The organism is Streptomyces sp. NPDC028910 (assembly GCF_055564955.1).
Genome location: NZ_JBVHVF010000012.1, coordinates 143,335 through 169,865 on the forward strand (window position 1 = coordinate 143,335; position 26,531 = coordinate 169,865).

General features: G+C 71.4%; 19 protein-coding genes. 10 read left to right on the forward strand and 9 right to left on the reverse strand.

Annotated features, from left to right (window positions below; all coding sequences use genetic code 11):
• Positions 1–21: 21 nt before the first annotated feature.
• The 3 genes from ACZ4TV_RS17285 to ACZ4TV_RS17295 all read right to left on the reverse strand — a co-directional run bounded on the left by ACZ4TV_RS17285 (position 22) and on the right by ACZ4TV_RS17295 (position 4,768).
• A complete protein-coding gene (locus ACZ4TV_RS17285) occupies positions 22–540 on the reverse strand; it encodes a hypothetical protein (RefSeq protein ID WP_468135433.1) in 519 nt (172 codons plus the stop codon).
• An 85-nt stretch (positions 541–625) separates the two neighbouring features.
• Positions 626–3,040, reverse strand: a complete 2,415-nt coding sequence (locus ACZ4TV_RS17290; protein ID WP_468135435.1) for a proprotein convertase P-domain-containing protein — start codon at positions 3,038–3,040, stop codon at positions 626–628.
• 111 nt (positions 3,041–3,151) lie between these two features.
• Positions 3,152–4,768: a phospholipase A2 gene (locus tag ACZ4TV_RS17295; protein WP_468135437.1), complete on the reverse strand. Its 1,617-nt coding sequence runs from the start codon at positions 4,766–4,768 to the stop codon at positions 3,152–3,154.
• A gap of 187 nt (positions 4,769–4,955) precedes the next feature.
• Between ACZ4TV_RS17295 and ACZ4TV_RS17300 the strand changes: the two genes are divergently transcribed.
• From ACZ4TV_RS17300 to ACZ4TV_RS17320, 5 genes are all read left to right on the forward strand, one after another.
• Positions 4,956–5,720: a hypothetical protein gene (locus ACZ4TV_RS17300; RefSeq protein ID WP_468135439.1), complete on the forward strand. Its 765-nt coding sequence runs from the start codon at positions 4,956–4,958 to the stop codon at positions 5,718–5,720.
• A 256-nt stretch (positions 5,721–5,976) separates the two neighbouring features.
• On the forward strand, positions 5,977–6,066 hold the full coding sequence (kdpF, locus tag ACZ4TV_RS17305) for a K(+)-transporting ATPase subunit F (protein WP_468135441.1): 90 nt from the start codon (positions 5,977–5,979) through the stop codon (positions 6,064–6,066).
• Between the two features lie 5 nt (positions 6,067–6,071).
• Positions 6,072–7,751 carry a potassium-transporting ATPase subunit KdpA gene (gene kdpA / locus ACZ4TV_RS17310; RefSeq protein ID WP_468135443.1) on the forward strand — a complete coding sequence of 560 codons (1,680 nt, stop codon included), beginning with the start codon at positions 6,072–6,074 and terminating at the stop codon, positions 7,749–7,751.
• Positions 7,748–9,946 (forward strand): potassium-transporting ATPase subunit KdpB, encoded by a 2,199-nt coding sequence (gene kdpB / locus ACZ4TV_RS17315; RefSeq protein WP_468135445.1) that lies wholly within the window; start codon positions 7,748–7,750, stop codon positions 9,944–9,946. Before kdpA ends, kdpB begins: the two co-directional genes overlap by 4 nt.
• Before the next feature lie 6 nt (positions 9,947–9,952).
• Complete coding sequence (locus ACZ4TV_RS17320) at positions 9,953–10,630, forward strand: potassium-transporting ATPase subunit C (RefSeq protein ID WP_468135447.1); 678 nt, start codon at positions 9,953–9,955, stop codon at positions 10,628–10,630.
• A gap of 36 nt (positions 10,631–10,666) precedes the next feature.
• Here ACZ4TV_RS17320 and ACZ4TV_RS17325 read toward each other — a convergent pair whose 3' ends face one another.
• The gene (locus tag ACZ4TV_RS17325; protein WP_468135449.1) at positions 10,667–11,308 is read right to left on the reverse strand and encodes a hypothetical protein; all 642 of its coding nucleotides are present in this window, start codon (positions 11,306–11,308) and stop codon (positions 10,667–10,669) included.
• A gap of 116 nt (positions 11,309–11,424) precedes the next feature.
• Here ACZ4TV_RS17325 and ACZ4TV_RS17330 point away from each other — a divergent pair, with 116 nt between their 5' ends.
• Entirely contained in the window at positions 11,425–13,932 is a 2,508-nt protein-coding gene (locus ACZ4TV_RS17330; RefSeq protein ID WP_468135451.1) for an MDR family MFS transporter, read from the forward strand.
• 9 nt (positions 13,933–13,941) lie between these two features.
• Here the strand turns inward: ACZ4TV_RS17330 and ACZ4TV_RS17335 are convergent, their stop codons facing one another.
• A complete protein-coding gene (locus tag ACZ4TV_RS17335; protein WP_468135453.1) occupies positions 13,942–16,518 on the reverse strand; it encodes an AMP-binding protein in 2,577 nt (858 codons plus the stop codon).
• A gap of 215 nt (positions 16,519–16,733) precedes the next feature.
• Here ACZ4TV_RS17335 and ACZ4TV_RS17340 point away from each other — a divergent pair, with 215 nt between their 5' ends.
• From ACZ4TV_RS17340 to ACZ4TV_RS17350, 3 genes are read left to right on the forward strand one after another with little or no spacing between them, the layout of a single operon-like run.
• A complete protein-coding gene (locus tag ACZ4TV_RS17340) occupies positions 16,734–17,753 on the forward strand; it encodes an iron ABC transporter substrate-binding protein (protein ID WP_468135455.1) in 1,020 nt (339 codons plus the stop codon).
• 6 nt (positions 17,754–17,759) lie between these two features.
• Positions 17,760–19,349 (forward strand): ABC transporter permease, encoded by a 1,590-nt coding sequence (locus tag ACZ4TV_RS17345; RefSeq protein WP_468135457.1) that lies wholly within the window; start codon positions 17,760–17,762, stop codon positions 19,347–19,349.
• A complete protein-coding gene (locus ACZ4TV_RS17350) occupies positions 19,346–20,422 on the forward strand; it encodes an ABC transporter ATP-binding protein (RefSeq protein WP_468135459.1) in 1,077 nt (358 codons plus the stop codon). The genes ACZ4TV_RS17345 and ACZ4TV_RS17350 overlap by 4 nt, the downstream gene beginning before the upstream one ends.
• Before the next feature lie 30 nt (positions 20,423–20,452).
• On the opposite strand, the gene ACZ4TV_RS17355 is transcribed toward ACZ4TV_RS17350, so the two are convergent.
• The gene (locus ACZ4TV_RS17355; RefSeq protein ID WP_468135461.1) at positions 20,453–21,250 is read right to left on the reverse strand and encodes a VOC family protein; all 798 of its coding nucleotides are present in this window, start codon (positions 21,248–21,250) and stop codon (positions 20,453–20,455) included.
• 176 nt (positions 21,251–21,426) lie between these two features.
• Here ACZ4TV_RS17355 and ACZ4TV_RS17360 point away from each other — a divergent pair, with 176 nt between their 5' ends.
• Complete coding sequence (locus ACZ4TV_RS17360) at positions 21,427–22,272, forward strand: sulfurtransferase (protein ID WP_468135463.1); 846 nt, start codon at positions 21,427–21,429, stop codon at positions 22,270–22,272.
• Between the two features lie 52 nt (positions 22,273–22,324).
• On the opposite strand, the gene sepH is transcribed toward ACZ4TV_RS17360, so the two are convergent.
• The 3 genes from sepH to ACZ4TV_RS17375 all read right to left on the reverse strand — a co-directional run bounded on the left by sepH (position 22,325) and on the right by ACZ4TV_RS17375 (position 26,375).
• Positions 22,325–23,383 (reverse strand): septation protein SepH, encoded by a 1,059-nt coding sequence (gene sepH, locus ACZ4TV_RS17365; RefSeq protein WP_468135465.1) that lies wholly within the window; start codon positions 23,381–23,383, stop codon positions 22,325–22,327.
• 462 nt (positions 23,384–23,845) lie between these two features.
• Entirely contained in the window at positions 23,846–25,171 is a 1,326-nt protein-coding gene (locus ACZ4TV_RS17370; protein ID WP_468135467.1) for a D-arabinono-1,4-lactone oxidase, read from the reverse strand.
• On the reverse strand, positions 25,125–26,375 hold the full coding sequence (locus tag ACZ4TV_RS17375; protein ID WP_468135469.1) for an MFS transporter: 1,251 nt from the start codon (positions 26,373–26,375) through the stop codon (positions 25,125–25,127). Before ACZ4TV_RS17375 ends, ACZ4TV_RS17370 begins: the two co-directional genes overlap by 47 nt.
• Between the last annotated feature and the right edge of the window lie 156 nt (positions 26,376–26,531).

The following is a 26,531-nucleotide window of genomic DNA, read 5'->3' on the forward strand; positions in this document are numbered from 1 at the left end:
GGGCTCGGCTTCCTTTCGGGGTCAGGCGAAGTGCTGGGAGGCGTTCTCGTTCTTCAGCGCTGTGATCAGGTTCGACCACGGGCAGTTCCCCCAAGGCTCCCGCTTCTGGAAGTACTGAGAGGTGCCGCCGTATCCGGAGTTGTAGTACACGCGGTAGGCGTCGGTGCCGGAGCAGTTCTGCACCGAGGCGGCGTTGTTCTTCATGTACTGCCAGGACCCGGTGCCGTTGCCGTTGAAGACGTACCGGTAGGTGCTGAGCGTCGAGCCCTGGTACTGGCTGGACCCGTGGTAGTCGTAGACGTTGCCGTAGAACGAGGACCAGCTGGAGGTGTAGTAACCGTCCTTCACCGCCAGCTCCTTGGAGTTGTAGAAGAGCATCAGGAGCGGCTCGTTGGCGCAGTTGATCCAGGGCACGTCGCAGTTCGAGGTGACCTTGTATTCGGCCGCGTGCGCGCTGGTGGCGGTGGTCGCGACCAGGGCCGTGGCAGCGGCCACGGCGGCGAGCACGGTGCCCGTGCGGGTGCGGGTCTTGTTCTTCATGTAGCGCGGGTGGGCCTTTCGTTTCAGGGGCGCGCCCCCGCACGGGACAGGTGCGGGGGCGCGCCGGTTCGCCGTCGGTCGGGGGCTAGAACCTGACGACGAAGTTGTTGACCGTGCCGGTGTTGCCGGTCATCACGTCATCGACGCGGAGCTTCCACCAGCCGTTGACCGGCAGGTCGGTCACGTCGACCGTGTAGACCTTCTTGAAGGTTCCCGTCCCCGTGGTCGTACCGGACGTACCGGCCGCCTTGAGCAGGTGGAAGGAGCCGTTCGGGGCGATCAGGTCGAGCTTCAGGTCGGACAGCTTCTGATGCTCGACGTGCACGTACACCTGGAGCTTGCTGGAGCCGGTTCCGGACAGGCCGTCGACCTTGGTCCAGATCTCGTCGTAGTTCTTGTCCGGCACGGGCTTGACGGTCTGGTTCTCGTACGCCGGGAAGCCCAGCGACCAGCCCTTCAGCTCGCCGGTGGAGCCGCCGGTGGAATCGGTGACCTTCAGGGTCCAGACGCCGTTGGCGACCGCGTTGGTGGCGTCCACACCGTAGGTGGTGGCGAGGGTGCCGCCGGGCTCGGAGCCGTAGGGCTTGAGCGTGTAGGACTTGCTGTCCGGGCTCGTGAGGATGAGCCGCAGGTCACCGATCTTGGTGTGGGTGATGTTCGTGTAGACCTGGAGCGGCCCGGCGGCGTTGCCGTCGATATTGGCCACCGTGATGGTGGAGGCGAGGGTGCCGGTGTCCGGTACGGGCTCGGTGACGGTCTTCTCGAACGGGGTCGGGAAGATCAGCGACCAGGTGGTGAGCTTGCCCGTGTCCACGTCGTCCACGTCGGTCATCCGCAGGTTCCACTGGCCGTTGGCCGGCTGGTCGGAGGCGTCGACCGTGAACTCGCCGACGATGTTGTCCGCGCCGTCGGAACCGCTGGACGCCTTGAGCAGGAAGACCTTGCCGGTCGGGGAGACGAGTTCGAGCTTGATGTCGCCCCGGTAGGTGTGGGTGATGTTGACGTAGGCGGTGGTCTTGCTCGACGCGTTGCCCGGGTACTCGCTGACGGTGACCGGCGAGTTGGCGGCCGGGCCGGGGGCCGGGGAGCCCACGCCGTCGGGGATGACCACGTCCTTGTCGTTGTCGACGTGGAAGGCGCGGGGCTTCTTGTCCTCTTCGGGCTTCGGTTCGATCGCGGTGACGGCCTTGCCGACATCGATGCGCGGCGTGCTCGCCCCGGTGTAGGCGATCGGGGTGCCGCTGGTGGCGAGGAGCGATACCAGGCTGGTGATGCCCTCGGTCGGGTAGGCCTGCTTCAGTACGGCGAGGGCGCCGGCCACGTGGGGCGCGGCCATGGAGGTGCCGTTCTTGCTGCCGTAGGTGTTGCCGGGCACGGAGGAGACGATGGAGGTGCCGGGGGCGAACAGGTCGAGCAGCGGGCCGCGGTTGGTGAACGCGGAGAGCTGGTCGTCGTCGGTGGTGGAGCCCACCGTGACGGCGGAGGACACGCAGCCGGGAGCGCTGACCGCGTCGGTGTAGCCGTTGTTGCCGGCCGCGACGACCGTGGCGACACCCTCGGTGAGCAGGCTGTCGATGATCGCCTTGCGCGGGTCGGTGGCGCAGGCGCTGGTCCAGCGTCCGCCGCCCAGGCTCATGTTGGCGGCGACGATGTTCGTTCCGGCCTTCTTCAGCGCGTGGACCTTCTCCAGCCCCTTGATCTGGGAGCTGGTGAAGCTGAGCACGCACGGGCTGGCCCCGGCTCCGCAGTAGTCGTCGGAGTCGAACTTGGAGAACACCTGGACGGCGACGAGGTCCGCGCCGGGGGCGACACCGCGCGTGGGCGCGCCGCTGATACCGGCTCCGTTACCGGCGGCGATACCGGCGACGTGGGTTCCGTGGGAGCACGCGGCGCTCATGGTGGCGCACGGGCCGGCTTCGGCGTCGGCGCTGCCGGCGCCTTCCTGCTGGGCGGTGCCGTTGGGGCACAGGCTGGTCGCGCCGTAGCTTTCGTCGTTGACGGAGAAGCACGCCTCGGCCTTGACGCGGCCCGTGAAGAAGGGGTGCTTGGCGGCGACGCCGGTGTCGAGGATCGCGACGGTGGTGCCGGTGCCGGTCTTTCCGGCGGTGGTGGCGGCGGCGCTGCCGATCTTGACGGTGGATTCGTTCAGCGTGGGTGCGACCGGGACGTCCTTGGTGACGCTGATGACGCCGGGCTTGCTGTTCAGCTGCTGGAGGCCCGCGTTGTCCACGCGGAGGGTGACCAGGGGCAGGGTGTCGTACGAGACGAGGGTTTCGCCCGCTTCGGAGGCGGAGGACAGGTCCGTGCGCTGGTCGGTGACGACGTTGACGCGGACGGTGCCGCCGGTCGCGGTCTCGTCGAGCAGCGGCGGGTCAACGGGTCCGGTCTCCGTCGCGAAGGCGGGGCTGGTGCCGAGCAGGGGGTTCGTGTTCGCCGGTATCGCGGTGAGCACCATGGCGGCCGCCGTGGCGGTGACCAAGGCCCATACGGGTCTCTTCACTTGCTACTCCATCGAGGAAAGGGCGTTCGGGCGCGCAAAAGGGGGGCCGGGCAGCGAGGTGTTCTCGCCGCCCGGCCCCCTCGCGTTCAACGGGCCGGGACAGCTGGTGGATCAGGTGGCGTCAGCGCCGTTCTTCGGGCGTCCGCCGTAGAAGACGGCCGTGTAGTACGTGTAGGCCGTGGACCGGCAGGCGCTCCTGAAGAAGTAGGCCGGGCAGGTGTTGTAGTAGAGCTGGTTGTAGAACGTGACGTCGACAGCGATGCCCTTGTTGCGGTCCAGGTAGTAGCGGTAACCCTTGTAGGTGTTGCCGATGGTTCCGTAGCCGTAGTCATGCGAGTCGCACGCGGCGCGGAAGTCCCAGCCCATGGGCCGGTCCGGACCCGGCTTGGTGCAGTGGTCGTGGTTGACGCCGACCACACGGGCGCCGGTGGGGGTCCACTTGAAGTACGGGCTGCGCCAGCCGTAGTGCGCGACCTTCGTGGCACAACCGGAGTACTGGTACCACATCCAGGTCGCAGGGGTGGAGCAGTAGCGCGGGTACGCCTGCGGGTCGGTGATCTCCCCGCCGGTGAAGTCCGCGGCAGCCGGGGTGACGCCGTCAGCCTCGGAGATGCTGGGGGCACCCTCGAGCGAGCTGTCCGGCGCGGGGCGGGTGCCGGTGGTCTCCTGCGCCTGCGGGGCGGCGGCGTCACCGGCGAACGTCAGCTCCCAGCGGGCACCGTCGTCAGCGGTGGCGGTGGCGACGCGGTCGTTGCTGTCGTAGGTATAGGCGTTCAGGTCGGTGCCCTCGGCGGGGTTGGCGACCTTCCGCAGCAGCCCGGAGCCGTCGTAGGAGTAACGGGCCAGCGTCTGTACGGTCTCTCCGGCGGTGAGGGTGATGTCCTTCACCTGGCCGGCCACGTCGCCGAGGGTCTCACCGGACGCGGTGGTCGCGGTGGCGTAGTTGACCTTGAGGGACTGCGCCGGGGCCTCGCCCCGGGCCGGCTCCTTGACGGTGGACACGCGGCCCACGCTGTCGTAGGAGACCGTGGACTGCTTGTACGCCTTGTTGCCCACGGCGGTGACGCGCCAGGTGTCGCCCGTGCCGCCGACCTGCTTCCACGTGTAGGAAGGCTTGAGGTCGGCCGCCGAGATCGGGTTGCCCAACTGGTCGGTGGGGGTGTTGTCGCCCGCGTCGGCCTTGGTCAGGTCGAGGTTCAGGGTCTCCACGACGGTGGTCTTCAGCTGACCCGCGAGGTCGTCCCACGTGATGCTCTCGACCACGGTGGAGCCGTCGGACGCCTTGTAGGTGTTGACGCTGCCGCCGTTGGGAGCGGCGACGGAATCGGTCAGGTCGTAGCGGGTGGATTCGTTGGTGTCCAGGTCCGTGGTGGTGATCGCACCGGAGCCCGGAACCAGCTTCCGGTTGAGCTGCCCGCCGAGGAATTCGGCTTCCCAACTCGGGCCGAACACACCGAGGTCGGAGCGCGTGGTGGGGGCGTCCTGCGCCTGCGAGACGCCCTGCGCCTGGCCGGCGACGGTGTGGGACCGGCTCATCAGACCAGCCGGAACATCGTTCTCGGAGATCTGGTAACTGTCGCTCGCGGACAGGTACATGCCGGGGCCTATGTACTGGATCTCGCCCTGGGCGAGGGGCTGCGTGGGCAGCTCGGTAGCCGAGGCCGACTGCTGGGGAATCAGCAGGGCCATGGACACGGCGGCAACGACGGGGAGCGCAGTTCTGCGCACGGTTTTCCCTCCATCAGGTCGACCCGTGGTGATCGATGATCATGGACCATAGGAGTGCGGACGCCGGTGCGCAACGGTTACTGAGAGGTAGTCAAAAGAGGCCTCCCACCTGCGGGTTGGCTCAAAATGATCGAGATGAGTACACGTACTCATGTACGCCGCGATCGGTACGCTGCATGATGCGGGCATGCGACCGAAACCCCTCCCCAAGGCCGTGCTGGTGGCCGCACTCGCCTGCATCGCGCTGTCCGGCTGCGCCGCCCACAACGCCATCGCCGAGCATGCCCCCGCGGGCGGCGCCGTCCAGGCGACGACCCCTCCGGACGCCCCCTCGATCGAGAACGATCCGGAGCTGCGCCTCCTTCAGCTGATGGCCAGCATCATGCGAAGCTGCGACCCCGACGCACCCCAGGGCGGCGCGAACGGTGAGCCGCCCAGGCCCGAGGACCTGCCCGGCTGGGAGGGCTCTTCCACGCCCAGCTACGGCCCGGGCCGGACCCCGCCGAGCGCGCCGGGCAGGCCGGGCGCCGGGGGAGAGATTCCGGTTCCGCTTCCTTCGGACGCTCCCGCGCCGCCGACGTCGACCCCTTCCTCCGCACAGCCCAAGCCGGTCAAGGAAGTGCCACTGACCGGTATCGAGAAGTGCAGCGGCGATGAGCACGCGAAGCGCATCAGCGAGGCGTTCAAGGGCACCGAGACCACCAGCTTCCAGGCGATGCGGAAGAAGCTGGAGGGCCTGGACTATCCGGCGTCCGTGACCCACGCGATGCCTGACCATGCGGGTGCGCCCCGGGCGCGGCTCGACCTGCGCATGATGGGCAGCCACCTGGCCCTGGAAGTCACCGGCACCAGCAGCGGGGTGATCGTCGAAGCGTTCGGGGCTTCGGAGAGGGAGGACGTGAAGGTCACCGAGGTGGAGCGCAAGCCGAACCTGGCCTCGCCCATGTCCTGACCGGAGGTCCGGCTGGCTGGAATCCCCCGGGGACGCAGGCGGAGCGCGGCGCCGTTAGAGGGGCGTCAAAGTCGCCACCGGAGGCGTATGGGCCCCGTCAAGGGAGTCTTCGCGGGCCTGACGGGGGTGTTCTCTCGAGCTGTCCGAATACCTCCGAACCTCTTCGGGAGCTCACGATGGCCGATCTGGCCTTCGTCGCCACCATCCTCGCGGTCTTCGCGCTGGTCGCACTCGTCGCCAAGGGGGTGACCAGGCTGTGACCGCCGAAAACGTGATCGGTCTGCTGGTCGCCGCCTCTCTCCTGGGCTACCTCGTCCTCGCCCTGGTGTTCCCGGAGAGGTTCTAGCCCCGATGAGTCCTGTTCTTGCCGGCGTGCTCCAGCTGCTGGCGCTCGTCGCGGTGCTGGCGCTCGCCCACCGTCCGCTCGGGGACCACATGGCCCGGGTGTACGCCTCCGAGAAGCACTACAAGCCGGAGAAGTGGATCTACAAGGCGATCGGCGCCAACCCGGACGCCGAGATGCGCTGGCCTGCCTACCTGCGCGGCGTGCTCGCCTTCTCCGCGGTGAGCGTCCTGTTCCTGTACGGCCTCCAGCGCCTGCAGGGTTCCCTGCCGGGGTCCCTCGGCTTCCGGTCCATAGACCCCGACCAGGCGTTCAACACCGCCGCGTCCTTCGTGGCGAACACCAACTGGCAGTCGTACGCCGGCGAGCAGGCCATGGGCCACGTCGTGCAGACCGGCGGCCTCGCGGTGCAGAACTTCGTCTCGGCGGCCGTCGGCATGGCCGTCGCGGTGGCCCTCGTACGGGGCTTCGCGCGCTCCCGGACCGGCGAGCTCGGCAACTTCTGGGCCGACCTCGTACGGGGCGTCGTACGGATCCTGCTGCCGATCTCGGTGGTCGGCGCACTGGTCCTGGTCGCGTGCGGCGCGATCCAGAACTTCGCCGGAATCCACGAGGTCGGCCAGTTCTTGAACGGACACGGCCCGGGCGGGACGCAGCAGTGGAACGGCGGGGCCGTGGCCTCGCAGGAGGTCATCAAGGAGCTGGGCACCAACGGCGGCGGCTACTTCAACGCCAACTCCGCCCACCCCTTCGAGAACCCGAACCCGCTGTCCAACCTCTTCGAGATCTTCCTGATCCTCGTCATCCCGCTCTCGCTGACCCGCACCTTCGGGCGCATGGCCGGCTCGCTGAAGCAGGGGTACGCGGTCCTGGCGACGATGGCCGCCATCTGGCTCGGCTTCACCGCGCTGATGATGTGGACCGAGTCCGCCCACCACGGCCCCGCCTTCGACATCGCCGGCGGGGCGATGGAAGGCAAGGAGACCCGTTTCGGGATCGGCGGATCGGCGATCTTCTCCGTCGCCACCACCCTCACCTCCACCGGCGCCGTCAACTCCTTCCACTCCTCCTACACGGGACTGGGCGGCGGCATCCAGCTGCTCGGCATGCAGCTCGGCGAGATCGCACCCGGCGGGGTCGGGTCCGGCCTCTACGGGATGCTCGTCATGGCGGTCATCGCGGTGTTCCTGGCCGGGCTGATGGTCGGCCGCACGCCCGAGTACCTCGGCAAGAAGATCGGCACCCGCGAGATCAAGTTCGCGGCCTGCTACATCCTCGTCACCCCGGCCCTGGCGCTCTCCTTCACCGCCGCCGCGATGGCGCTGGGGACCCCGGCCGGGTCCATGGCCAACAGCGGGGCGCACGGCTTCTCCGAGATCCTCTACGCCTACACCTCCGGCGCGAACAACAACGGCTCGGCCTTCGCCGGCCTGAACGCCGACACCCAGTGGTTCAACAGCACCATCGGTCTCGCGATGTTGCTGGGCCGCTTCCTGCCGATGGTGTTCGTCCTCGCGCTGGCCGGCTCGCTCGCCGAGCAGCAGCCCGTCCCGGCGACGGCGGGCACTCTGCGGACCGACAAGCCGCTCTTCGCCGGCCTGCTGGTCGGCACGATCATGATCATCGCCGGTCTGACCTACTTCCCGGCCCTCGCGCTGGGTCCGCTCGCCGAAGGGCTGGCGTCGTGACCACCGACATGAAGAAGCACGAGGACGAGATGTCCACTCCCACCACGTCGACTCCCACCGCGTCGAGTGCCCCTGCGCCCACTCCCACCACGTCCGCTCCCGCCCGCGCACCCCACCAGGACGCGCCGACCGGGCACGAGCCCGAGGGGGGCCGGGTCGGCGGAGGACTGTTCGACCCCAAGCAGCTGGTCACGTCCTTCCCGGACGCGGTGCGCAAGCTCGACCCGCGGGTGATGGCGAAGTCCCCGGTGATGTTCGTCGTCCTCGTGGGATCGGTCGTGACGACCGTGCTGGCGGTCAAGGATCCGACGGACTGGTTCGGCTGGGCGATCACCGCCTGGCTGTGGCTGACCACGCTCTTCGCGAACCTGGCCGAGGCGGTGGCCGAGGGCCGCGGCAAGGCCCAGGCGGACACCCTGCGCAAGGCCAAGACCGACACGGTCGCCCGGCGGCTGGCCGGCAAGGCCGAAGAGCGGGTGCCCGGCACCGATCTGAAGATCGGCGACCTGGTGGTCTGCGAGGCGGGCGACATCATCCCGGGCGACGGTGACGTCGTCGAGGGCGTCGCCTCCGTCGACGAGTCCGCGATCACGGGCGAATCCGCCCCGGTGATCCGCGAGTCCGGCGGCGACCGCAGCGCCGTCACGGGCGGTACGAAGGTGCTCTCGGACCGGATCGTCATCAAGATCACGACGAAGCCCGGCGAGACCTTCATCGACCGCATGATCAACCTGGTCGAAGGCGCGGCCCGGCAGAAGACGCCGAACGAGATCGCCCTCAACATCCTGCTGGCGTCCCTGACGATCGTCTTCCTGCTGGCCGTGGTCACCCTGCAGCCCTTCGCGATCTACGCGGGCGCCGAGCAGTCGATGATCGTCCTGGTCGCACTGCTGGTCTGCCTGATCCCGACGACGATCGGTGCGCTGCTCTCCGCCATCGGCATCGCGGGCATGGACCGGCTCGTCCAGCGCAACGTCCTCGCCATGTCCGGACGGGCCGTCGAGGCCGCGGGCGACGTGTCCACGCTGCTGCTCGACAAGACCGGAACCATCACCTTGGGCAACCGCCGGGCGGCCGAGTTCGTCCCGGTCGAGGGCGCCACCGCGGCCGAACTCGCGGACGCCGCCCAGCTCTCCTCCCTCGCCGACGAGACCCCCGAGGGCCGCTCGATCGTGGTCCTCGCCAAGGAGGGGTACGGGCTGCGCGAACGCCACCGGGGCGAGCTCGCGCAGGCCGAGTGGATCGCCTTCACCGCCCAGACCCGTATGTCGGGTGTGGACATGAGCGAGAACGGCCGGGCCCGCAAGGTCCGCAAGGGCGCGGCCGGTTCGGTCGTCGCGTGGGTCACCGAACGGGGTGGCGCCGTGTCCGACGACGTCCAGGCGCTCACCGACACCATCTCCCAGGCCGGCGGCACGCCGCTGCTCGTCGCCGTCGAGGACGACGGGGGTGCCCGCGTCCTCGGCGTCGTCCACCTCAAGGACGTGGTCAAGGAGGGCATGCGGGAGCGGTTCGACGAGCTGCGCCGGATGGGCATCAGGACCATCATGATCACGGGTGACAATCCGCTGACCGCGAAGGCCATCGCGGACGAGGCCGGGGTCGACGACTTCCTCGCCGAGGCGACGCCCGAGGACAAGATGGCCCTCATCAAGCGCGAGCAGGCGGGCGGCAAGCTGGTCGCGATGACGGGTGACGGTACGAACGACGCCCCCGCCCTGGCCCAGGCCGATGTCGGCGTGGCGATGAACACGGGCACCTCGGCCGCCAAGGAGGCCGGGAACATGGTGGACCTGGACTCCGACCCCACCAAGCTCATCGAGATCGTCGAGATCGGCAAGCAGCTCCTCATCACCCGGGGCGCGCTGACCACCTTCTCCATCGCCAACGACGTCGCGAAGTACTTCGCGATCATCCCGGCCATGTTCGCGGTGGTCTACCCGGGCCTCGACAAGCTCAACATCATGGGCCTGCACTCGCCCGAGACCGCGATCCTCTCCGCCGTCGTCTTCAACGCGCTGATCATCATCGCCCTGGTCCCGCTCGCCCTGAAGGGCGTCCAGTACCGGCCGACCAGCGCCGACAGGATGCTCCGCCGCAACCTGGGCCTCTACGGACTCGGCGGCCTGATCGCCCCGTTCATCGGCATCAAGCTCATCGACCTGCTCATCTCCCTCATCCCCGGCATTGGGTGACCCGCCATGAACAACTCCGTAGCCAACACCGCACGCCTGCTGGGAGCGGGCCTGCGCGCCCTCCTCGTCCTGACCGCGATCTGCGGCGTCCTCTACCCGCTCGCGGTCACCGGGATCGCCCAAGCGGCCTTCCACGACAAGGCCAACGGCTCCGAGATCAAGGACGCGAGCGGCCGGGTCGTCGGCTCCTCCCTCATCGGGCAGAGGTACGACCTGCCGAAGCGGGACCCGCACGACGCCGAAGAGCCGGCCGAGCCGGACCTCAGGTGGTTCCAGCCGCGTCCCTCCCACGGGCTGGGCAGCAACAGCGTGAACACGCGGTACTCGTTGATCGTCTCGGGTGCGACCAACAAGGCCGGGGACGACGAGGGCCTGATCAAGGCGGTGACGCAGGCCAAGGAAGCCGTCGTGGCCGACAACTCCACCGCGGACCACCAGGTCAGGCCCGAGGACGTACCGGCCGAGGCCGTCACCTCCTCCGGATCCGGTCTGGACCCGCACATCTCCCCGGCGTACGCGAAGCTCCAGGTCCACCGGGTCGCCGAGCGGAACCGGCTCGACGTCGCGCAGGTCGAGAAGCTCGTGAGGGACCACACCGACGGCCGCACCCTCGGCTTCATGGGGGAGCCGCGAGTGAACGTCCTCGAACTGAACATCGCCCTGAGGGACCTGACCGCCAGGTAGCGCCGGGGGCGGGAGGAGCCGGGACGCGGCGCCCTGCTACGCGGGCGTCCGCTCCGCCCAGCCCCGGCTCAGCGGGAGCCTGCCGGTCCTGAGCGCATCGCGTTGCGCGCTCACCCACCGCTCGACCCGGCCGACGGCAGCCGCGACCGGCTGGTCCGTGGTGTCGAGCACGTGGACCTGCCATCGGGGGTCGGCCGCCGTCCACCCCGCCCAGCGCTGCCAGGCCATGTCCGGCCAGGCGCCGTCGGCGAGGACGTCGGGCCGGTGCCGGGGGTCGCGGGCGTGCCCGCGGTGCCAGGCGGCCCAGCCGACGAAGGCGTCGACCGCCGCCGTGTCCCATGCGCCGGGGTCGCGGGCGGCGAGCCGGTCCCGCCGGACGTCGTCGGCGACGTCGACCAGGCATACCGCGATCCCGTCCAGGAGCGGGGCGGAGGGAGCGGCCAGTACCTCCCCCAACGGCGACTGCCCCGTCAGCAGGAGGTCGATCCCCCGGTCCTGGCACTCCCTTGCACGTCGCCCCCACAGCTCTGTCATCCGATGGCGCCACTGCCGATCGGCGCCCCCCGGAACGCCGAGCTCGTCGAAGTCGTGCACGGCGACACCGGGCAGCCGGTCGGCTACGGCGAAGGCCAGGGTGGACTTGCCGGAACAACTGGACCCGGTCAGCTTCAACAGCATCCGTCCAGGGTGGCAGTTGACGGCCGCGTCCACGAGCGGATTCCCTCACCGGCCAGCCGCCCTACGATCCGGGTGATGACCCCACCTCCGTTGGATAGTTGGACTATCTTGGCCATGTGGACCAGCTGATCACCGAAGACCCGACCCGCATAGGCCCGTACCGTCTGATCGCCCGGCTGGGCGCGGGCGGTATGGGCCTGGTCTATCTGGGGCGTTCCGAGGGCGGACGTACCGTGGCCGTCAAGGTCGTGCAGGCGGAGTACGCCGGCCACCCCGAGTTCCGCAAGCGCTTCGCCCGTGAGGTGGCCGCCGCACGGCGGGTGGGCGGAAGTTGGACGGCGGACGTGCTCGATGCCGACCCCGAGGCCGCCGTGCCCTGGGTGGCGACCCAGTACATCCCGGGGCCCGACCTGCACACCGTGGTCGCCGAGGACTTCGGGCCGCTGCCGGAGCACTCGGTCCACACCCTCGCCAACCGCCTGGCCCTCGCCTTGCAGGCCGTCCACGAGGCGGGTCTGATCCATCGTGACCTCAAGCCCTCAAACGTCCTCGTCACGGTCGACGGCCCCCGCGTCATCGACTTCGGCATCGCGCGGGCGATGGACAGCCTCGCCGGGGACAGCCTGCACACCCACACCGGCATGCTGATCGGCTCCGCCGGCTTCATGTCGCCGGAACAGGTCCGCGGTCTCGAACTCACCCCCGCCAGCGACGTCTTCTGCCTGGGCGCCGTCCTCGTCTACGCCGCCACCGGACGCCTCCTCTTCGGCGCCAGGGACACCGGCCTGAACGCCCACCTCTTCCGGATCGCCGAGGAGGAGGCGGACCTGACCGGCGTGCCGGAGGCACTCGTCGATCTCGTACGCGCGTGTCTGGACAAGGACCCGGCCAAGAGGCCCACTCCGCACGAGGTGGCCGCACGCACGGCGACGGACCAGGCCGAGGAATGGCTGCCGGGCGCGGTGCTGGCGCAACTGGGCCGTCATGCCGCCCGGTTGCTGGACTACGCCCCCGAAGCCCGACCCGAAGCCCCGGCCGGGACGCCCGCGGGGACGCCCGCCGGGACGCCCGCCGCGCAGCCGGACCCCCGGATGCCGTCCGCGCAGCCCCAGCTCCAGCTCCAGAACAATCCGCTGCCCCCACCGCCCGCGTACGCCCCGACGGCCCCGGCACACTTCGGCCCCGCCCAGGGATTCGGACCGCCCCCGGGCCCTGCCCCGGGCGCCTGGTCCGCGCCCTCACCCCCTGCCCCACCCCACCCCCGGCGCTGGTGGGGCCTGGCGGTGATCGCCCTGGCGCAGCTGATGGTGCTGTTCGACGTGGCCACCTTCAACACCATGGTGCCCTCCGTCCAGGCCGACTTCGGCCTTCGGGGCGACGACCTGGCCCTGATGTTCAAGGTCTATGTGCTCACCCTCGGCGGCCTGGTGCTGCTCGGCGGGCACCTCGCGGACCTGGTGGGGCGCAGGACGATGCTGATCACCGGCCTGGGCGGCAGCGCGGTGGCCGCCGCGCTCGGCGGCCTGGCCGGCGATCCCACCCTGCTGGTCTGGGCCCGCGCCCTCCAGGGCGTCTTCGCCGCGCTGCTGACCCCGGCCGCGCTGGCCCTCGTGACCACCGGCTTCACCGACCCGAAGGAACGGAACAAGGCCTTCGGTGTCTACGCCGCGGTCGTCGGCGGCGGTTCCGCCCTCGGCCTGTTCACGGGCGGCTGGATCGCGGAGCTCCTGTCCTGGCGCGGGGTCCTGTACGCCACCGTCACCCTCGCCGTGATCGCCCTGATCGGCGCGCTCACCCTGCTGCACGACGCCCCGGCCGGCACCGGCGTCCGCTTCGACTCGCTGGGCGCGGTGCTCGGCACCGGCGCATTCCTCGCCCTCACCTACGCCCTCACCGAGGCCGAGCTGAGCGGCGCGATCAGCCCGCTGATCCTGGTCACGTCGGTGACCGGCGTCATCCTGTTCGTGGTCTTCCTGTGGTGGCACACCAGGATGTCGAGCCGCTTCCCCGATCCGGCGGGCGTCCGTGCCCGCGACCGCCTCGGCGCCGTCCTGGCCCTGCTCCTGGCCGGCGTCGGCGTCGTCGCCTTGTCCGTGACCGTCTCCCTCTCCCTCCAGCACGTCCACGGCTACAGCCCGTCCGAGACGGGAGTGGCCCTGCTGCCCATGGCCGCCGCGGCGGTCATCGGCTCCACCCAGCTCTCCGCCCGCCTGCTCCACCGTGTCGCGCCCCGCACCCTGATGGTGGCCGGCCTGGTGGTCGCGGCGGGCGGGCTGCTGCTCCTGGCCGCTCTCGATATCGACGGCGGGTACGCGGTCGGCGTCCTGCCCGGCATGGTCCTCACGGGCCTCGGCCTCGGTATCGCCTTCGTACCGGTCTTCGCCACCGCGACCGCCGCCATCGCCCCGGAGCGCTCCGGGGCGACCTCCGCGACCGTCATCGCCGCCCAGCACGTGGGCGGCGCGATGGGCGGGGCCTTGCTCACCGGCCTGATGGGGAACCACCTCACCAACCTCCTCTGGGCCGCGGGCAGCATGCTGCTCGCGGCCCTGATCGCCGGCCTGATGGTCACCGCCAAGGCGCCCGGGGACGACGCGCGGCCGGTGCGCACGGGAGGCTGGTGAGCGGCTCCGTCAGGCGGGCCGCGAGCCGCCGCGCCGCGGCCACCGCCCGCTCACCGAAGGCAGCGCCCTCATCAGGCGGTTCGCGGCCGCGGCGTAGGCGATGCCGAAGAGGAGCGAGGCGAGGAACGCCAGGTGCCGGGAGAACCCCTCGATGAGGGGGAAGATCTGCCAGTGCGTCAGGTAGATGTAGAGCGAGCTCGTCGCCAGGAGGCCGGCCAGCTGGTTGACGCGCTCCCGGCCGGGCAGGGTGGGGACCCACACCAGCAGGGCGAAGGCGGCGACGACGATCGCCTCCCGTCCGGGGTCGCCGGGGAAGAAGCCGGGCACCGTGGCCACCGCCGCCGCGGTGACCACCAGCCGCCGGCGCCAGGTGGTCGCCTTCGCGGCCGCCCAGCCCAGCGCGAACAGCCAGAAGACCGTGATCGCGTCCGGGATCCGGGTCCGGTCCGGGAGGCCGAGGAGGTCGTAGCGGGTGAGCAGGCCCACGGCCGCGATCGTCAGGGGCAGGGCGTAGGGGAAGCGGCGCTCGGCCCGGTCCACCCAGGGGACGCTCAGCACGGCGACGGCGGCCACCAGGATGTAGACCAGGGCCTCGATGAACCAGAACTGCATGCCCGTCTTGCTGTCCTGCGGACCGAAGACGCTGTCGAGCAGGGCGAGGTTGGCGAGGGTGTAGTCGTCGTTGAGGAGCAGCACGAAGCCGATCCACACCATGCTCGGCACCGCGATGCGGGCGATGCTGGTCCCGATGCGGCGCACGCGCTCGCGGCGCTCGGCGCCGGTCAGGTGGAAGCGCGCGAAGTTGAATCCCGCGAGGGCGAGCAGCAGGTGCGCCCCGCCCTTGATCCCGAACACGTGGATGTGAGAACCGACGATGCAGAAGATCGCCATGGCGCGCAGGGCGACGCCGGTCTCCAGGGCGCGCCGGTGGGAGGGGAGCCCCCGCTCGGGCGGCCGCAGGTCCCGGATCGGCGTCGTGTGCCAGTTGACCGGCAGGTGGCCGAGCCGCTCCTCCAGGTGGAGCGACATCTCGACGTACGAGAGGGAATCGCCCCCCAGGGTGACGAAGGAGCTGTCCCGCGTCACCTCCGCCAGGGGCTTGTCCAGGATCGCCGCGTAGAGGGCGCGCAGGTCCTCGGGGTCCGCGCCCCGGCCGGTCCCCGTACCGGACGCGTCCTCGGCGACGGCTCGGCCCAGTTCGCGGACCGCCCGGTAGTCGGGCTTGCCGGTGGCCAGGCGCGGCAGTTCGGGCACGACGCGGACCCGTACCGCGCGCGCCGGCAGACCGCACTCGTCGCTCACCAGCCTCCGGATCCGCCGGGCGTCGGAGGCGCGCGTACCGGTGGCGGCGACGGCGAGGGCTTCGTCGTCGCCCGCGCACAGGGCGGTGACGCCGTGCCGTGCGAGCATCGCCTCGACCTGCGCGGGGTCGATGCGCAGGCCGAGTATCTTCACGAACCGGCTGTGGCGGCCCACGATCTCGTAGAGCCCCCCGGGGGTGAGCCGCGCGATGTCGCCGGTGTGCAGCTCCGCCGTGGTCCGGCCCAGCGCGAGGTCCTGCGGGGTGTGGGCGTAGCCGAGCATGACGTTGGGGCCCGCGTACACCAGCTCGCCGGTGTCCTCCCCGGGCCAGTCCGGCAGCGGCCGGAGCCGGAACGAGCCGCCGGGGACGGCGACTCCGGCCGCTTCGGGGCGGGTCTCGGCGAGGGCCGGGGGCAGGTAGGCCATGCGGGCCGTGGCCTCGGTCTGGCCGTACATCACGAACAGCTCCCAGCCGGCGGCGCGGCCCAGCGCGGCGTACTCCCTGACCCGGTCGGGGGCCAGCCGCCCGCCCGCCTGGGTCACGTAGCGCAGATGGGGCAGTTCCATCGAGGCGAATCCGACCCGGTCCAGCAGGTCGAAGGTGTACGGGACCCCCGCGAAGGTCGTGCCGCGGCCGGTGCGGAACAGCTCCCAGAAGCAGGAGTCGGCGACGGAGAGGTCGGTGAGGATCAGCCCGGCGCCGCGCAGCAGGTGGCTGTGGATGACGGAAAGGCCGTAGCAGTAGTGCATGGGCAGGGTGGTCGCGGCCCGGTCCGTGTCCCGGATGTCGAGGTACTGCGCGATCGACTCGGCGTTGGACTGGAGGTTCTCGTGCGAGAGCCGGACGAGCTTGGGCGATCCGGTGGACCCGGAGGTGCTCAGCAGCAGCGCGAGGTCCGGGTGCAGGGTGTGGGCGGAGACCGGGCGCCGTTCGTCGAGCACCCACTGACCGCCGTCCGGGCGGGCCACGACGTCCGGGTCGTACGCGTCGATCAGGGGCTGCACGGCCTCCGGGTGGTCGCCGGGTACGAGCAGCACGGGGTGCCCCGCCGCGAGCGCCGCGAGGTGGATGACGAGCGCGTCGAGGGTGTTGGCGCCGAACAGCAGGATCAGCCGGCGCTCCCGGCCGAGGCGGCGGGCCGTCGCGTCCACGCGTGCGGCGAGCTCGCGGTAGGTCACCGGACCGTCGGCCGTGATCACCGCGGCGCGGTCGCCGTGGGCCCCGAGGGCACGGGCGAACGGGACGGTTTTGATACCTGGGAGCAGGGCGGAAGGGGGCGTCACGTGCGAATCTTAGGAAAGCCTTACCTCATTGGATAGTCACAGGAAAGTCACATCCTGCTCATTAAAGATCCACAGGAAAATCACCGGTAGGGTCGGCTCCGCCGCCTCGCCGACGCGATCAAAACGTTGCCTGCGTCACTCTTGACCTTTAGGTTAGCTTTACCTTACTTATTGGGCGTTAAAGGTTCTCCGCTGCACATGCAGGAAGGCTTTCCATGCGACGCCCCTCTGTCCGACGTCTGACCGCGCTCCTCGCGGCAGCGCTCCTCCTCCCCGCTGCCGCCGGTTGTGGCGTCGACGAGGACGACGCAGGGCTCGTCATCTACTCGGGCCGCAACGAGAAGCTGGTCAAGCCGCTCCTGGACGACCTGGAGAAGGCCGTCGGCACCACGGTCGCCGTCCGCTACGGCGAGAGCGCCGAACTCGCGGCCCAGATCCAGGAAGAGGGCGCCAAGACCAAGGCGGGCCTGTTCTTCTCGCAGGACGCGGGAGCCCTCGGCGCCCTGTCCACCAAGGGCCTGCTGGAGAAGCTGCCCCAGGAGTCGCTCGACAAGGTCGACCCGGCGTTCCGCGGCGGCGCGGGCGACTGGGTGGGTACCTCCGGGCGCGTACGCGTCCTCGCGTACCACCCCGGCCAGGTCGCCAAGGTTCCCGACAGCGTGCACGACCTGGTCAAGCCGGAGTGGAAGGGCAAGATCGGCTACGTCCCGACCAACGCCTCCTTCCAGGCCTTCGTCACCGGCATGCGCGTACTCGAAGGCGACGACGCGACCCGCGCCTGGCTCAAGGGCCTCAAGGCCAACGAACCGAAGGTGTACGACAACAACCTCAAGGTGCTCGACGGCGTCGGAAAGGGCGAGGTCGCGCTCGGCCTCGTCAACCACTACTACTGGTACGAGCAGGTCGCCGAAAAGGGCGAGGCCAAGGTCAAGTCGAAGATCCATTTCCTGCCGGGCGGCGACCCGGGCTCCCTCGTCAACGCGGCCGGAGTCGGCATCGTCAAGGGCAGTTCCCAGTCCGCGGCAGCCCAGAAGGCCGTCGATTTCCTGCTGTCCGAAAAGGCGCAGAAGTACTTCGCCGAGGACACCAAGGAATATCCGCTGGCCGCCGGCGTCACCAGCACGGTCAAGGATCTGCCGCCGCTGGCCTCCCTCGACGCTCCGAAGATCGACCTCGGCAAGCTCGAATCCCTTCAGGAGACCCTGAAGATGCTGCAGGACGCCGGGATGGTCTGAGCCGTCATGCCGTCCACGGATCCCCTCCCACAGGCGGATCCGGCCGCCCGCCCGACCGGTGTCACCACGCCGGCCGGGCGGCTGCGTGCCGGGGCCCGCCCGCCGGCCGTCCTGCTGGTGCCCGCGGCCGTCGCCGCGGTGTTCGCGCTGCTGCCCCTCGGCTACCTCGCGGTCCGCTCCCTGGAGCGCGGCCCCGCCTTCGCCTGGGACGTCATCGCCAACGAGCGCACCGCCCAACTGCTCGGCCGCAGCCTGACCCTCGCCGCGGTCGTCATGACCGCCAGTCTGCTGCTGGGCGTGTCGCTGGCCTGGCTGACCGTACGGACCGCGCTGCCCGGCGCCCGGGCCTGGTCGGTGCTCGTGACCCTGCCGCTGGCCGTGCCCAGCTACGTCGCCGCCTTCGCCTGGCTGTCCGCCTTCCCCCAGCTCGTCGGCTTCACCGGCGCGGCCCTGGCCCTGACCCTGGTGAGCTTCCCGTACGTCTACCTGCCCGTCACGGCCGCGCTGCGCGGCACCGACCCGGCACAGGAGGAGGTCGCCCGCTCGCTCGGCCACGGACCGCTGAAGACCTTCCTGCGCGTCACGCTGCCGCAGGTGCGCCCCGCGGCCGCGGGCGGCGCCGTACTGGTCGCGCTGTACGTGTTCTCCGACTTCGGCGCCGTCTCCCTGATGCGGTACGACACCTTCACCCGCGGCATCTACACCTCCTACCGCGCCAGCTTCGACCGCACCCCGGCCGCCGCGCTGAGCGTCGTCCTGGTGGTGATGACCATCCTGCTCGTGGCCGCCGAGGCGCGCACCCGGGGCCGCGCCGGCCACGCCAGGACGGGAGCCGGCACCGCGCGCCCCGCCGTCCCCGCACCGCTGGGCCGCTGGCGCATACCCGCCCTGGCATGGTGCGCGGCGGTCACCGCCGTCGCCGTCCTCACCCCGCTGGGCACCCTCGGGTACTGGCTCGCCGTGGGCAACTCCGCGACCTGGGACCCCGCCCGGCTCCTCGACACCGCCGGCACCACCCTCGGCGCCGCCGCCGCGGGCGCCGCCCTCACCACGCTGCTCGCGCTGCCCGTCGGCGTGATCGCCGCCCGCCACCGCGGCCGCACCGCACACCTCCTGGAGCAGTCCGCCTACGCGGGGCACGCCCTGCCCGGCATCACCGTCGCCCTGTCCCTGGTCTTCTTCGCGGTCCGCTACGCCGAACCGCTCTACCAGGAACTCCCGCTGCTGGTCTGCGCCTACGCCGTGCTCTTCCTGCCCGTGGCGGTGGGCGCCACCCGCGCCGCCGTCCTCCAGTCCCCGCCGGTCCTGGAGGACGTCGCCCGCTCGCTCGGCCGCTCCCCGCTGCGGGTGCTGCGCGAGGTGACCGTGCCGCTGGCCGCCCCCGGCGTCGCCGCCGGAGCCGCCCTGACCTTCGTGGTCTGCATGAAGGAACTGCCCGCGACCCTCCTGCTGCGCCCCACCGGCATGGACACCCTGGCCACCCGTCTCTGGACGGAGACGGGCACCGGATCGTTCGCCGCCGCGGCCCCCTACGCCGCGGCGCTGATCCTGCTGGCCGCCGTGCCCTCGTACCTCCTCGGAAGGCACCGCACATGACCGACCTGAAGATCACGGGACTGGCCAAGGCCTACGGCTCCGGTGCCACCGTCCTCGACGGGCTCGACCTCACCGTCCCCGGCGGCGCCCTGGCGGCCGTCCTCGGCCCCTCCGGCTGCGGCAAGACCACACTGCTGCGCGTCATCGCCGGATTCCTGCGCGCCGACGCGGGCAGCGTCACCATCGGCGGCCGCACCCTCGGCGGCCCCGGCGTCCACCTCCCGCCCGAGCGGCGCCGCATCGGCATCGTCCCCCAGGAAGGCGCGCTGTTCCCGCACCTCGGCGTGGCGCGCAACATCGCCTTCGGCCTCACCGGCACGGACCGGGCCGCGCGCCGGGCCCGCGTCGAGGAGATGCTGGAGCTGGTCGGACTCGCCGGCTACGGCGACCGGATGCCGCACGAACTCTCCGGCGGCCAGCAGCAGCGCGTCGCACTGGCCCGCGCCCTCGCCCCGCGGCCGCAACTGGTGCTGCTCGACGAGCCGTTCAACGCCCTCGACAGCGCCCTGCGCACGGGCGTACGCGCCGACGTGCGCGCGGCCCTGCGGGCCACCGGGGCCACCGCCGTCATGGTCACCCACGACCAGCAGGAGGCCCTGTCCACGGCGGACCTCGTCGCGGTCGTCCGCGACGGCCGCGTGGCCCAGTGCGCCAGCCCCCAGGAGGTCTACCACCGCCCCGCCGACCCCTGGGTGGCCGCCTTCGTCGGTGACGCCGTGATGGTCTGCGGCACCGCGGAGCGGGACACGGCGACCACCCCGCTCGGCCGGGTCGCGTTGACGGACCGTCAACCGGGCGTGCGGGGCGAGGGCATGGTGCTGCTGAGGCCGGAGCAGCTCCGGCTGAGCGACGCCGACTCGGCGCAGGCCCGGGGCACCGTGACGGACGTCCGCTTCTACGGCCACGACGCCATGGTCACCGTCGCCGTCGACGGAATGGAGCAACCGGTCGACGTCCGCGTCCCCGGCCGGGCGCCCGTGGCCCCTGGAGGGCGAACCGGGATCCAGGTCACCGGCGAGGCCACCCTCCACCCCGTTCCCGTTCCCGTCCCCGTGCCCGTCCCGGCCGAGTGACCGGGCTCCGGAGCGGATGAGGCGGCGACCCTAGGGGGTGTCGGGCCGTGACCGCACGAGGGCGAAGACCGCGCCCTCCGGGTCCGCGACCGTGGCCTGCCGGCCCCGCAGGCCCTCGCGCGGCGGGTCGACGACGCGCCCGCCGAGCTCGGCGACCCGGGCCGCGGCCGCGTCGGTGTCCTCCACCTCGAAGTACGCCATCCAGTGCGGGCCCCGGTCGTGCGGCAGGGAGCGGCCGACGCCGTGCACGGAGGCCACCGGGCGGCCCTCCAGCCGGAGGGTGAGGTAGTCGAAGTCGTCGGAGGCCGTGGAGTGCGTCTTCGCCTCGTGGCCGAAGACGTGCTCGTAGAACTTGCCGACCGTCGAGGTGTCCTGCGTGACCAGCTCGTTCCAGACCGGGGTGCCCGGCGCGCCGTGCAGCCGGGTGCCCATGTGGCTCTGCGCCTGCCACAGCCCGAAGATCGCGCCCAGCGGGTCGGAGCAGATCGCCACCCGTCCGGCGACACCGGCGTCCAGCGGCCCCACCGCGACCGTGCCGCCGCACGAACGGACCGTCTCGGCCGTCGCGTCGGCGTCGTCCGTGGCGAGGTACGTGGTCCAGGCGACCGGAAGATGCCGGTCCGGCGGCATCTGACCGATCCCGGCCACCTCGCGGCCGTCCAGCAGGGCCCGGACGTACGGGCCGAGCTGCTCGGGCCCCGGTACGTACTCCCAGCCGAAGAGATCGGCGTAGAAGTCCTCGGTGGTCCCGAGGCCGTGCACCATGAGGCTCACCCAGCACGGGGTGCCGGGCGTGCGTCGCCGGGTTGCTTGCGCTGCCTCGGTCATGTCAGCCGTCTCCTCCGTCGTGCCGCTTACCGGTGCTGATGCTTCCACTACGGAGGGCTCGGCGCGCCCCGACCGGGCCGCATCGCGGGCCCCCGGCACGGAGTTGACCGGATCGCTGCGCCCCGCCGGTCACGGGCTTGTCACGGCGGCGCCGGGCGGGGAGGAAGATGGCGGACATGACTGTGACATCTGCGATCCTCTCCGCCGCCGAACTGAAGAGCGAGCTGGCCGGTTCCCGGCCCCCGGTGCTGCTGGACGTCCGCTGGCAGCTGGGTGGCCCCGACCAGCGGCCCGCGTACGAGGCCGGGCACCTGCCCGGCGCGGTGTACGTCGACCTGGACCGTGAACTGGCAGGTCCGGCCGGGTCGGGCGGGCGGCACCCGCTGCCGGACCCGGAGGCCTTCGGGGCGGTGATGCGGCGGGCCGGCGTCTCGGCGGACGTGCCCGTGGTCGTGTACGACGGCGGCCAGGGCTGGGCGGCGGCCCGGGCGTGGTGGCTGCTCCGCTGGACGGGTCACCCGAACGTGCGAGTGCTCGACGGGGGACTGGCCGCGTGGACGGCGGCGGGAGGTGCGGTGACGGCCGACCGGGTGAGTCCCACCGAGGGTGATTTCAAGCCAAGTCCGGGAGCGGTCGGGCTCCTGGACGCCGACGCGGCGGCCGTGCGGGCGCGTACGGGGGTGCTGCTGGACGCCCGGGCGGGAGAGCGGTACCGCGGCGAGGTGGAGCCGATCGATCCGGTCGGCGGCCACATCCCGGGCGCGCTGTCGGCTCCGACCACGGAGAACGTGGGCCCGGACGGCCGTTTCCTGCCGGCGGACGCACTGCGGGCCCGCTTCGAGGGGCTCGGCGCGTCCGAGGGGACCCCGGTGGGCGTGTACTGCGGCTCGGGAGTCTCCGGAGCCCATGAGGTCCTCGCCCTGGAGGTGGCCGGCATCTCGTCCGACCTCTACGCGGGCAGCTGGTCGGAGTGGTCCGGCGACCCCGACCGCCCGGTGGCCACGGGGCCGTTGCCGCAGTAGCGGATGTGACGAGCCGGGGTCCGCCGCCGGCCGGCGGCGGACCCCGCGCACGCTATTCCTGCTTCTTGCGGCGGGTGCCGAAGACGATCTCGTCCCAGCTGGGCACCGCCGCACGGCGCCCGGGGCGGACCCCGTCGGCCTCGGCCTGCCGGTCGGTGGTGCCCGTCAGACGGTCGCGGTGGCCCGCCACCGTGCGGGGCATCAGGACATCGGCGTACGCGGAACCGGCGCCCGCCGAAGCGGCCGGGGCCGGCGGCTCCTCCGCCTCCGGTTCCGTCGCCGGGGCGTCGGTGCGCTCCGGGACCACCATGTCGCCACGGAAGCTCGGAACCGCCTCCAGCAGGCTCGTCAGCGTGTCCCGCTCCTCCTCCGGGTCCGGCGCGGGCGCTGCGTGGCTGGTCGTCCGCTCCAGCTGCCGGTCCAGCGCACGGTCCAGCGGCCGGTCGCGCGGCAGCCGCGCGATCCTCGGCACGAAGGGGAAGCTCGGCTCGGGCGTCGCCGGCAGGTCCTCGGACTCGCCGATCAGGGAACGGGCCTCGTCATCCACGGCCACGACGAGCCGGCGCGGCGGGTCGTAGGTCCAGCTCGCCGAGTGCGGCTCGCCCGCGACCCGGTAGACGAGGAGGACCTCCCACGTGCCGTCGTCGCGGCGCCAGGAGTCCCACTGGACGGATTCCTTCTCCGCCCCGCGCAGGGTCAGGCGCTCCTGCACGGCCTCGCCGAGCTGCGGCCCGGTGTTCTCGCCGGGGCGGCGCACGGGGGTCTTGCGGGCCCGCTCGGCCATGAACGCGCGCTCCGCGAGCACCGGGCCCTCGAAGCGGCGTACGCGGTCGACGGGGATGCCGGCGAGTTGAGCGACCTCCTCCGCGGAGGCACCGGCCCGTATGCGGGCCTGGATGTCGCGGGGGCGGAGGTGGCTCTCCACCTCGATCTCGATCTGGTTCAGGCGCGCGCGGTCGTTGCGCACGGCAGCCCGCAGCCGCTCGTCGATCGGAAGCGTGTACTCCGTGCTGTCCCCAGCCTTGAGCACCAGTCGTGTGCCGTCATTTGAGACGGCCACGACACGCAGTTCGGGCATGGGGACCTCCCGGGTGGTGCCTGCCGACGTCACGTGCGTCGCTGCTTCCGCTAGTCGAGTGTGGCCTGCCCGGGTGCAGCCTGCCACAACCTTGCCGAGTTAAACCGGCGTGTCGGGCATGCGCCCTTGATCGCCGTTATGGCACGGTTACCTGTTGGGCACGCACAGTGACCGAACGATTACTGTGCGCAGCAGGAGCCCGTGCGATACCGCGGCATCACCGGTCTTTGAGTGCCGTTTTCCATCAGCCGGCCCCCTCTCCCGGGTCCGGACATCCGAAAGGAAGGACGGCCCCAGGGCTCGCCACAGTACTCCATTCGGGCCACCTGGGTGGACCGCCGCGCCGCCGAACTTCTCCCGGACGGCGGGAGTTGTGCTGCCCTCCGCCGGGTCCCACCTGCACGCGCAGTCCGTTTTCGGGTGTCTTGCTTCACGGAATCACCAGAAATGGAACTATCCGCTTCGCTCGGCTGTCCGTAACAGCGCTCCCTGAACTCAGTCGCCCAGGACGCGCCGCAGGTAGTCGTTGCCGAAGACCCGGTCCGGGTCCAGTCGGTCCCGGAGCGCGGTGAACTCGCCGAACCGCGGGTAGACCTCCGCGAAGTAAGCGGCGTCCCGCGTGTGCACCTTGCCCCAGTGCGGACGCCCGCCGTGCGCGGTGAAGACGCGCTCGGCCGCCGTGAAGTAGGCCTGGTAGGGGGTGCCCTTGTACATGTGCACCGCGATGTACGCCGTCTCGCGCCCCGAGGCCGTCGACAGCGTGATGTCGTCCGCCGGGGCCGTGCGCACCTCCACCGGGAAGCTGATCCGCAGCCCGGAGCGGTCGACCACCGCCCGCAGTTCCCGCAGCGCCTCGACCACCCGCTCGCGGGGCAGGGCGTACTCCATCTCCACGAACCGCACCCGGCGCGGACTGGTGAACACCTTGTACGGGATGTCCGTGTACGTACGCGCCGACAGGGCGCGGCTGGCCACGCGGGCGATGGCGGGAATGGTGGCCGGGACCGCGCGGCCCAGCGAGTTGACGGCCTGGAAGAGGCCGTTGGAGAGCAACTCGTCCTCGATCCAGGCGCTCACCGGTCCGGGCGGGGCGGCGGGGCCCTGGCTGCGGTTGTTGCGCTTGGTGTTGCAGTTGCCGGTGTGCGGGAACCAGTAGAACTCGAAGTGCTCGTTCTCCGCGACGTGCTCGTCGAACTCGGCCGTGACCCGGTCGAAGCCCATGGGCTCCTCACGGGCGGTCAGGAAGAAGAGGGGCTCCGCGGCGAAGGTGATCGCGGTGACTATGCCGAGCGCGCCGATGCCGAGCCGGGCGGCCGCGAAGACCTCGGGATTCTCCTTCTCGGAGCACGTCAGCAGCCTGCCGTCGGCGGTGACCAGTTCCAGACCCCGGATCTGGGCGGCGATGGAGGCCGAGTCGCGGCCGGTGCCGTGGGTGCCGGTGCTGGTGGCGCCGGAGACCGTCTGCTCCATGATGTCGCCCATGTTGGTGAGCGAGAGGCCTTCCCCGGCCAGGGCCCGGTTGAGGTCCTTGAGGACGGTGCCCGCCGCCACCGTGACGGTGCCGGCGGTCCGGTCTATGGACCGGATCCCGGCCAGGGCCTGCGGGCGTACGAGGACCCCGTCGGTCGCGGCGGCCGCGGTGAAGGAGTGGCCGGTGCCGACCGCCTTCACCCGCAGTCCCTCCGCGGCGGCCCTGCGGACCGTCTCCTGGAGCTCCCCGACCGAGGCCGGGGTCACCACGCGGGCGGGCGTGGCGGTGACGTTGCCCGCCCAGTTATGCCACGCGGTCTGGCTGTTCTTCCCTGCTGTCGCCGTCCCCATCGGTAGCTGGCTCCTCCCCTTGCGCCGGCCTCTTCAGCCGGCGGTAACCCGCGAACCCGACCGCGGCCGCGGCGGTCCCCGCCGCGAGCGAGACGACGTACCCGGTCTGCGCCCCGGCTGCGTCGACGACCCAGCCGGTCACGGAGGACCCCAGTGCGATACCGACCGCGAGGCCGGTGCTGATCCAGGTCATGCCCTCGGTCAGCTTCGCGTGTGGTACGTGCGCCTCGATCAGGGCCATCGTGGTGATCATCGTGGGAGCGATGGCGAGGCCCGAGACGAAGAGCGCCACGGCCAGAAGCGCGAGGTTCCCGGCCAGTAGGAGGGGGATCATACTCACGGCCATCGCACAGATGCCCAGCAACCACCTTGGTTCGGCCCGGCCCTTGAAGTGCAGCAGCCCGAAGACGATGCCCGCCAGGCAGGAGCCGACGGCCCAGACCGCCAGCAGCACGCCGCCGGTGGACTTGCTGCCCTGCTCCTCGGCGAAGGCCAGGGTCGCCACGTCGACGGAACCGAAGATCGTGCCGGTGGCGACGAAGGTCGCCACGAGTACCTGCAGGCCGGGGGAGCGCAGGGCGGAGGAGGTGTCGGACTGCGCGTGCCGGGGATGCGCCTCGGGTTCGGTGTCGCGCAGGGCGGTCAGCCACCAGACGCCGACCAGCAGGCAGACGACGGCGACCAGCGGGCCCGCCTCGGGGAACCACCCGGCGGACAGCGCGGCGGCCAGGGGCGGGCCGACGATGAAGCAGAGCTCGTCCACGATGGACTCGAAGGAGTACGCCGTGTGCAGCTGGGGCGTGTCGCGGAAGATGGCCGTCCACCGGGCCCGGACCATCGAGCCGACGCTCGGCACGCAGCCCGCGACGACGGCGAAGGCGAAGAGGGTCCAGTCCGGCCAGCCGTCGGCCGCCGCGAAGAGCAGCCCCGTGACCGCGGCAACCGCCACGAGCGTCGCCGGGCGCAGCACGCGCCGCTGCCCGTACTGGTCCACGAGCCGGGAGACCTGGGGGCCCACCGCGGCGGCGGAGAGGGCGATCGTGGCCGTGAGCGCGCCGGCCAGGCCGTAGCTGCGGCCGAGCTCGGTGATCATCGTGAGGATGCCGATGCCGACCATGGAGAGCGGCATCCGGCCTATGAGGCCGGCGGCGCTGAACCCCTTGGAGCCAGGGGCCGCGAAGATCGCGCGATAGGGACTGGGCAAGGGCCCTCCGTAAGGGACGTCGTGGGCCCATACAGGTTAGGACCGCCCACGGGGCACCCGCACGGGGAAGGTTCCGACTCAAGAACTTAGGGTCACCTTACCTGGGCTGCGGGGCGGGCGCTGGCCGGGCCGCTTCTCTCCCGAGCGCGCCGGGTG

Coding starts and splice junctions, on each gene's coding strand:
- ACZ4TV_RS17370 (WP_468135467.1), bottom strand. CDS start 25,171: ATGGGGACGGCGACAGCAGGGAAGAACAGCCAGACCGCGTGGCATAAC.
- ACZ4TV_RS17360 (WP_468135463.1), top strand. CDS start 21,427: ATGACTGTGACATCTGCGATCCTCTCCGCCGCCGAACTGAAGAGCGAG.
- ACZ4TV_RS17355 (WP_468135461.1), bottom strand. CDS start 21,250: ATGACCGAGGCAGCGCAAGCAACCCGGCGACGCACGCCCGGCACCCCG.
- ACZ4TV_RS17285 (WP_468135433.1), bottom strand. CDS start 540: ATGAAGAACAAGACCCGCACCCGCACGGGCACCGTGCTCGCCGCCGTG.
- ACZ4TV_RS17350 (WP_468135459.1), top strand. CDS start 19,346: ATGACCGACCTGAAGATCACGGGACTGGCCAAGGCCTACGGCTCCGGT.
- ACZ4TV_RS17320 (WP_468135447.1), top strand. CDS start 9,953: ATGAACAACTCCGTAGCCAACACCGCACGCCTGCTGGGAGCGGGCCTG.
- kdpA (WP_468135443.1), top strand. CDS start 6,072: ATGAGTCCTGTTCTTGCCGGCGTGCTCCAGCTGCTGGCGCTCGTCGCG.
- ACZ4TV_RS17345 (WP_468135457.1), top strand. CDS start 17,760: ATGCCGTCCACGGATCCCCTCCCACAGGCGGATCCGGCCGCCCGCCCG.
- ACZ4TV_RS17300 (WP_468135439.1), top strand. CDS start 4,956: ATGCGACCGAAACCCCTCCCCAAGGCCGTGCTGGTGGCCGCACTCGCC.
- ACZ4TV_RS17325 (WP_468135449.1), bottom strand. CDS start 11,308: ATGCTGTTGAAGCTGACCGGGTCCAGTTGTTCCGGCAAGTCCACCCTG.
- ACZ4TV_RS17340 (WP_468135455.1), top strand. CDS start 16,734: ATGCGACGCCCCTCTGTCCGACGTCTGACCGCGCTCCTCGCGGCAGCG.